The 7,688-nt window shown below is 62.2% G+C and carries 8 protein-coding genes and 1 pseudogene; 7 read left to right on the top strand and 2 right to left on the bottom strand.

Features of this window, described 5'->3' with window-relative positions:
- The 6 genes from LCF59_RS17080 to LCF59_RS17055 all read left to right on the top strand — a co-directional run.
- The coding region (locus LCF59_RS17080) for an aldolase/citrate lyase family protein (protein ID WP_292288827.1) at positions 1 to 596 on the top strand (596 nt) is incomplete at its 5' end.
- Entirely contained in the window at positions 586 to 1,293 is a 708-nt protein-coding gene (locus LCF59_RS17075) for an alpha/beta hydrolase (protein WP_292288826.1), read from the top strand. The genes LCF59_RS17080 and LCF59_RS17075, both read left to right, overlap by 11 nt.
- Positions 1,280 to 1,990, top strand: a complete 711-nt coding sequence (locus tag LCF59_RS17070; RefSeq protein ID WP_292288825.1) for an RraA family protein — start codon at positions 1,280 to 1,282, stop codon at positions 1,988 to 1,990. The genes LCF59_RS17075 and LCF59_RS17070 overlap by 14 nt, the downstream gene beginning before the upstream one ends.
- Positions 1,987 to 3,261 (top strand): 3-oxo-tetronate kinase, encoded by a 1,275-nt coding sequence (gene otnK / locus LCF59_RS17065; RefSeq protein ID WP_292288824.1) that lies wholly within the window; start codon positions 1,987 to 1,989, stop codon positions 3,259 to 3,261. Before LCF59_RS17070 ends, otnK begins: the two co-directional genes overlap by 4 nt.
- Positions 3,258 to 3,908: an aldolase gene (locus tag LCF59_RS17060; RefSeq protein WP_292288823.1), complete on the top strand. Its 651-nt coding sequence runs from the start codon at positions 3,258 to 3,260 to the stop codon at positions 3,906 to 3,908. Before otnK ends, LCF59_RS17060 begins: the two co-directional genes overlap by 4 nt.
- Positions 3,905 to 4,750 (top strand): TIM barrel protein, encoded by an 846-nt coding sequence (locus tag LCF59_RS17055; protein WP_292288822.1) that lies wholly within the window; start codon positions 3,905 to 3,907, stop codon positions 4,748 to 4,750. The genes LCF59_RS17060 and LCF59_RS17055 overlap by 4 nt, the downstream gene beginning before the upstream one ends.
- Before the next feature lie 221 nt (positions 4,751 to 4,971).
- On the opposite strand, the gene LCF59_RS17050 is transcribed toward LCF59_RS17055, so the two are convergent.
- Together LCF59_RS17050 and mobQ are read right to left on the bottom strand one after the other, a co-directional pair.
- Positions 4,972 to 5,262, bottom strand: a complete 291-nt coding sequence (locus tag LCF59_RS17050; RefSeq protein ID WP_292288821.1) for a hypothetical protein — start codon at positions 5,260 to 5,262, stop codon at positions 4,972 to 4,974.
- A 35-nt stretch (positions 5,263 to 5,297) separates the two neighbouring features.
- A pseudogene (gene mobQ, locus LCF59_RS17045) lies at positions 5,298 to 6,572 on the bottom strand (MobQ family relaxase); the annotation flags it as partial.
- 378 nt (positions 6,573 to 6,950) lie between these two features.
- Here mobQ and LCF59_RS17040 point away from each other — a divergent pair.
- Positions 6,951 to 7,412 carry a hypothetical protein gene (locus LCF59_RS17040; protein ID WP_292288820.1) on the top strand — a complete coding sequence of 154 codons (462 nt, stop codon included), beginning with the start codon at positions 6,951 to 6,953 and terminating at the stop codon, positions 7,410 to 7,412.
- Positions 7,413 to 7,688 lie beyond the last annotated feature (276 nt).

Here is a 7,688-nt window from a genome sequence, read left to right as displayed (position 1 = left end):
CGGCCACACCCATGGTCCGCGTGCCCGAGCTTAACCCCGCGAAGATAATGCACCTGCTGGACGCGGGGGCCTACGGTATCATTTGCCCGATGATCTCGACGCCAGAGCAGACAAGAATGCTGGTCGGTGCATGCCGCTATCCGCCCTCGGGCAACCGCAGTTTCGGCCCCTCCCGAGGGCTTCTATATGGCGGTGCTGATTATGTGGCGCACGCGAACGCGACGGTCATGGCCATCCCGATGATCGAGACCGTTGAAGCGGTTGAGCGCATCGAGGAAATCCTCGATGTCGAGGGCGTTGATATGGTCTATATCGGACCCAACGATCTGGCCTTTGAACTTGACAGGCACGCAGGTTACCCGCGCCCGAAATCCGAGGCGGCCCTTCTTCACGTGCTCAATGCCGCGACCAAACGCGGCATCCCCGCCGGCATTTTCTGCGGTTCGGGTGAAGAAGCCCGAACCCGCGTTGAACAAGGGTTCCGCCTTGTGACGCCCGGCAATGACTTTGGCCATCTGACACGCAGCATGCGCGCGGCCGTGCAGGCCACCCTCAAAGAGACGAACCCGGAAATCGTCGTGCAAAATGGCTATTGAACAGATATCCGCACGGTCGTGGCTGCTGGTGCCGGGCACGCTGTGCACGGGGGCTGTCTTCGACGGGTTTCTGGATGCCCTGGGCGTTGCAGAGCGCGCGCGCAGCTACGTGACATTGGACCGTCCTTCGATCCAGGACTATCGCGCGGATTTCGAAGGTCTTGCAAACGATACGGTCGTTTGCGGCTTTTCTCTTGGGGCGATCGTGGCGGCCCATTTTGCAGACAGCATAACCTCAGACCGTCTGATCCTCTTCGGCCTGAATCCTTACGCGGATGACCATGCCAAGGCCCCGTCGCGCCATGCCCTGGCACAGGATGTCCGCGCGAATGGCGGAGCGGCGGCCCTCAGGACCCGCCTGTCGGACGTCTTTGGCCCCGACCCGGATGCAACACGGGCCGCCGTCTGCCAGATGGCCGAAGAGACCGCGCCGCTCATCAGCGCGCAGACCCGGCTGGCCCTCAGCCGGCCGGGCGCGCTGTCAGCGTTGACGCGGGCGGCAATGCCGGTCTTGGCCGCGACCGGTACACGCGATCAGGCCGCCCCAATCGCGCTGGGGCAAGCCGCTGCGCAAAGCGCGCCGAATGGGCAGTTTCACCCGCTGGATGGCTTGGGGCACTTTGCCCTTATGGAAAACCCCAACGCCTGCTCCGAAGTGGTGCAATGCTGGCACGAGGCAAATAATGAACACGTCTGACATCTCCGCCCTGATCGACCGTTTGCACAGCTGCGACACGCCCACCGTCTGCAACGCCATCGAAGTGGCCCAAGGCCAGCGCGGCTTCGCGGGCTTCACTCACCGCAGTATCACATGGGCGGGCGATCCGGACGCGCGGATCGTCGGCTTCGCGCGCACCGCGCGCATTGCGGGGGCCACCCCCCCATCCGACCCACCCGACGACATCCGCGCCCGCCGCATGGCCTATTTCGAGGCCATGAACGCAGGCCCGCGCCCAGGTGTGGCCGTGATCGAAGATGCCGACGGCGACGCAGCCATCGGCGCATGGTGGGGCGAGGTCCACGCGCAGGTTCACAAGGGCGTGTTCGGCCTGTGCGGGGCAGTCACCAATGGCGTGGTGCGCGATCTGGGCGACATGCCCGCGAGCTTCCCTGTCCTCGCGGGATCGGTCGGGCCTAGTCACGGCTTTGTCCATGTGCGCGACATCGGCACGCCGGTCACAATCTTCGGCATGACCGTGGCACGAGGCGATTTGATCCACGCTGACTGCCATGGTGCTGTTTGTATCCCCGCGGATGTAATCCCGAAGCTGAACGCTGCCCTCGATCGGCTGTTCGCAGCCGAGGCCGTCGTTCTGGACCCGTTGAAAGATGGCCCCGTTGATTTCGAAACCTTCACGACCCTTTGGGCCGATTTTGAGAAGGCACGCACATGAGCGGAACCATTCTGGGCTGCATCGCCGACGATTTCACCGGCGCGACAGATATCGCGGGCCTGCTGGCGCGCAGCGGTGTGCGCGTCTCCCTGCGCATCGGCGTGCCTGACACCCCGCCCAAGACCACCAGCGCGTTTGAAGTCATCGCCCTCAAATCTCGGACCGCTCCGGTACAGAAGGCGATTGACGAAACGCGATCGGCGCTGGCATGGCTGCGCGATGCAGGCGCGCGTCGTTTCTACTGGAAGTATTGCTCGACCTTCGACAGCACCGCCGACGGCAATATCGGCCCGGTGGCCGAGGCGCTCATGGGGGATCTTGGCACCGATCAAACCATCTATTGCCCAGCCTTCCCCGAAAACGGCCGGTCCATCTTCATGGGCAACCTCTTTGTCGGCCAACAGCCCCTCGCCGAAAGCCCGATGAGGGACCACCCGCTGACACCGATGCGCGATAGCAACTTGATGCGCCTTCTGGCACCGCAAGTGCGCGGTCGGGTCGGCCTGATTGACCGCCTTACAGTGGCCCAAGGGGCGCAGTCCTTGCAGGATGCCCTGGCGCAGCATCGCGCCGAGGGGATCGCTCATGTTGTCGTTGATGCTGTTGCCAGCAGTGACCTTGTGATCATTGCGACCGCCTGCCGTGACATGCCGCTGATGACCGGCGGTTCCGCCGTCGCGATGCCGCTGCCCGCTCTCTATCTGGCCAACGGGCTGCTTTCGGACGACGCGCCCAAACGACCGCATCACACCCTTCCTGACGCAACAATCATCTTGTCTGGCAGCTGCTCGGCCATGACCAATGCGCAGGCCTCCGCCTACATTGCGACGGGCGCGCCGTCCTATCAACTCGATCCGCTGACCCTCGCGGAGCGCGGAACGCAAGAGGTTATCGATTGGCTGGCGGCCCAGGACCTGGCGCAAGCCCCGCTTGTCTATGCCACCGCCGATCCGGCCAGCGTCAATGCCGCCCAGGCCAAGGTCGGAGCTGTCGAACTGGGCGCCCTGATCGAAAACACCCTCGCACATTGTGCCACCGCGGCCCGTGATGCAGGCGCGCGCCGCATCATCGTCGCGGGTGGTGAAACGTCGGGTGCGGTGACCAGGGCGCTGGGTGTGGCCCAGCTCGACATCGGCACTGAAATCGCGCCCGGTGTGCCATGGACCTTTTGCATCTCGGACGGTGTGCAGATTGCGCTGGCCCTGAAATCCGGCAACTTTGGAGGCGAAGACTTCTTCACCGATGCTCAAACCAGATTGGACGCCTCATGAGCGCCGAAAAGCGATTGCGCGAACAGATCTGCCTTTTGGCGAAATCCATGTTCGACCGTGGCCTGACGGGTGGCAGCACCGGAAATATATCCGCGCGCACGGGTGACGGGGGCCTGCTGGTCTCGCCCACGGGCACCAGCTTTGGCCGCCTTGACCCGGCCCGGCTCAGCCGGTTTGACCCGCAAGGCGCATTGATCGACGGCGACCTGCCGACCAAGGAAATGCCGCTGCATTCCGCGTTCTACGACACGAGGTCCACAGCAGGCGCGGTCGTGCATCTGCACAGTTGTCACGCGGTTGCGCTGTCCTTGATGCCCGATGCGAACGCGGACGACTTCCTGCCCCGCCTGACCCCCTATGCGATCATGAAACTGGGGCGCGTGAAGTTGCTGCCGTTCTTTCTGCCCGGTGATCCGGCGATGGGCGACGCGGTGCGCGGGCTGGCGGGCAAACGTTCGGCGGTGATGCTGGCCAACCATGGCCCGGTCGTGGCTGGCAAGGATGTTGAAGCCGCGTGCAACGCGACCGAAGAACTGGAAGACACCGCGCGCTTGGCGATGATGACGCGTGGCATGTCACCGCGCGGGCTATCGGATGCGGATGTGGAGCGATTGGTAACGACGTTCAATGTGGAGTGGGATTCATGAGGTTTTCCGCCAACCTTGGCTTTCTGTGGGCCGAATTGCCACTTCCCGATGCCATCCGGGCCGCGAAAACTGCCGGTTTTGACGCGGTCGAATGCCATTGGCCCTTTGCGACACCCGCGGCGGATGTGCGCGCCGTCCTAAATGAAACCGGTCTGCGAATGCTGGGGTTGAACACCGCGCGCGGCGACGTGTCGGCGGGTGAAAACGGCCTTGCCGCCCTGCCGGAGCGCAGTGACGACGCCCGCGCGGCAATTGACGATGCAATCGCGTATGCACGTGCCATCGGGTGCGGATCCGTCCACGTCATGGCCGGCTTTGCCAGCGGTCCGGCCGCCAGTGAAACTCTCGTCGCCAATCTGGGCTACGCCTGCACGCAGGCCGCACCGCACGGAATCACGATCCTGATCGAGCCACTGAACCGCTACGATGCACCGGAGTATTTTCTTACAACGACGACGCAGGCAATCGACCTGATCGACACCGTGCAGGCCCCCAACCTCAAGCTCATATTCGACTGCTACCATGTGCAATTGATGGAAGGTGATCTAGGCCACAAATTGAATGGCCTGTTGCCCTATATCGGGCATATCCAATTTGCATCTGTGCCAGATCGCGGGCCGCCCACGACCGGGGAAGTGAACTACCCCCATATCTTCGAGGTGATAGGTTCACTTGGATACGACAAGCCCTTGGGCGCGGAATACAAGCCGAAGGGGCGAAGTGCGTCATCCACATTGAAGGCTCGGCCGCGAAGCTCCATCATGCGGCGATCGTTGTCGACCGCGAAGACAACCATGCACCCGGTCGCGTCGTTTCAATATAAGAGCTATCTCTTGACGTAGCACTTGCGATTAGACAACTGCATCAGTTCATCACCCCGAATTGTTGAGTCCTTTCAGCGTCGCGGCTCGAAGCCTCTATCTATTTTAACGCGACCCTGCGTGCACGAAACAGACCGTTTCGAAGAGCCTGCTTGTAACCAATCGACCAGAGCGGTCGTTTGTCGTCCGCGCAGAATTGGTGAGTAAGGGCTCAAAGCCGCCTTGCGGCGGCGCAGCATCGCTTACCGTCGCTGACGGATCACTGGTGGCTGATCCGGCATGCCGCTGAACAAGATCACGCGCCCATCGCCGTCGTCCGGATCATTGACCAGGACAAACGGCACATCGACCCCGTCCTTCTCATAGATGCAGCGGTATTTCATCTGCCCGTCAAGCGGATCGCGCACTTGGTCGTAGCGAGAGCTGTACGTGATCGCCTGATCGATCCAGCCCTCGACACCTGCGGGCGTCACCAAGGACATGGGCTGCCCATCCAGCAGCAAAGTTTTGCCCACGTTGAATACTTCATACATCTTTCGGTCTCCTCTGTTTTTCCTGTCAGGCCGCATCACAGGCTGTGACCTTCGCCACGATCCCTGTCCCGCGTGTTTTCGTTCTCGTCGTCACCGCGCTCCCGGTCGCGATCGTCCTCAATCTCCAGCGCTTCGCGCGGCTTGTTCAGCACGTCCTTCAGCCGCTCGTTCACGGGTGGCTTGCGCGCCTCGCGCCCTGTGTCCTCGCCCAGATCATACTCGCTGAACCCATCCAGCTTGTGAACCGCCGCTTGGCCGTCGCGCCCGGCGTCTTTTTCCATGATCTCTTTCAGCCGCTCCCGCGCGTAATTGCGGCCTTCCGGCTTCGGGGTGTCGTCCTGATCCCGTGACCGGCCCACGACCTGCGACAACCGCTCCCGGAAATCCTCCGGGTTGCGTTCGCCGCGTTCTTTCGAGGTCGCAGCCCTGAGCGCCGCCAGACCGGCAGAGACGCGGTCCTGCCCAGCCTCACGCTTGATGACATATGTCTCCCGCGCGATATCCAGCCGTTCGCGCATTTCGCGGAAAGCCGCGCGCGCCTGGCGAGCGGCATGGACCACGGCCCCACGCTCGGTGACCGGGACGTATTCCCGGCCCTCGCGCTCGGCCACAGCCTTGGCGCGCCGCTCCATGGAATTGGCCGCTGGCCCCAGCTTCAGCTCGGGGTCACGGTCCAGCTCCTCGGCAGACAAGGTGTCACCGCGCCCCTGGGCCGCCTCCCGCTGCGTCTCAAGCGACCGGTGATCGACGCGCTCAACCTCCCCGACACGCTCCAGGGCGCGGTTCTGCAACTCGGCCCAAAGGCCCCGCATCTGCTCGATCTCGACACCGCCGGTCTTTGCGGAATCGAGCACCCGCGTCTTGGCGGTGAAGCCCCCGGCTTCCAGCTTGCGGGTGGAGGTCAGAACATGGGCGTGGTGGTTGCGCTGATCACCCTCGCGGTGGGGCGCATGGATCGCCACATCGACGGCGACACCGTAGCGGCTGACCAGCTCCTCGGCGAATTGGCGGGTGATCTGCGATCGGTCCTCGGCGCTGATCTCGGACGGCAGGGCCAGCTCCCATTCGCGGGCGGTGACGGAGTTGCGGCGGGTCTCGCTGGCCTCGGCCTCGTTCCAGAGGCGGGACCGGTCCGAGGCCCAGTCCGGCGCGTCCTTCGGGGCCAGAATGAAGGTCTCCTCGATGCCCTGCTTGCGGGTGTAATCGTGGACGCGACCTTCGCGCTGGCACTCGATGCGCTCGCCGACACGGTAGGCCGCTGCTGCCGTGGCAGAGCGCCCGGCGCTGCGTTTGATCGTCTTCACGGAGAGGTGGTAGCTTGCCGGCGTACCCTACACTTCCGATTTGAGATTGCTGCAAATCTCTAAGCCGCAGGTGAAGGGTTTGCATAAGTGCGCTCTCAGCGATTTTCCGCACCATGTTGCCACTGGATGGTATCTGAGAGGCTCAGAACGGTCCGCCGGGTGGCACTGCTGGTAGTAAATGCCCCCATCCGCACCGGCCCTCACCGGCCATTGGCACCGTAGTCGTCGCTGCGGCGCAGCTTCACCAGACCGGCTATTCGTCCATCGCGCAGCATTTTCGGAGGATGATGGTAGGCAGTAGGGACGAAGCGATCACTCCCAGACTTGTGCTTTGAAATTGCCGCCATCTATGCTGTGGTCTGTCAATCGGTAGGAGTTCTGAATGTGAGCGATGACAGGCTTAGGGTTCCGCAGGACCCCGATTATTTTCATGCGATTGGATTAGCTGCCGTGGCCTTCGCGCGGCTTGAATGGGACGCGGTGTGGTGCTGCCATCGATTGCAGAATGACTACATTCAGACCATTGAGGCAAAAAGAAAGACGGCGGGCAATATTGCTAGGGACCTTGGATGCTTGTTCCTACGTATTTCTGATCAGAGTCTTCGTGCAAAGGCCGTTCCGTTCGCAGACGAGTTCAAGTTAATTGTTGCTGACCGAAACGCGCTAATGCACGGAAAGCCGGGAACTGGAAACGATGGAGAACAGCGGCTGTTTAGGCACGGCGACGAATGGACTATTATTGACATTAACGAATTTTCAGACCGGTGCGTAAGAGCGGGAGGGCGCTTGAATGCCCTTTTGTATAATGAGCTGGCCGAACCATGCACCGTCGCACTCAACTCATAGAGCATACAACACAATCGGCTCAATGCTGACCTCGGAGCGACGGCAGCATACTGTGGCTGTCCACCATTTGTGTCGATGAGGACGGCCCAAAGCCGCCGCTCATCGCTGATCTGGGTTGCTGCGGTGCGGCCGGTGAGACCGGACATTCGCTGCAATAGCGAAACCTGAAGATCATCGAACTGACATGTCGCAGGTTGCGGAGACACTCCCCGCAACCTTCAATTTAATGGTCGTTATTCATTCAACATCTTTGTCAGCCCGTTGGCTGGCGTAGGC

This window comes from Marivita sp., from assembly GCF_020055675.1.
Lineage (GTDB): Bacteria > Pseudomonadota > Alphaproteobacteria > Rhodobacterales > Rhodobacteraceae > Marivita.
Note: the sequence above shows the minus strand (reverse complement) of the source record. Positions and strands in the feature narration are given on the sequence as shown.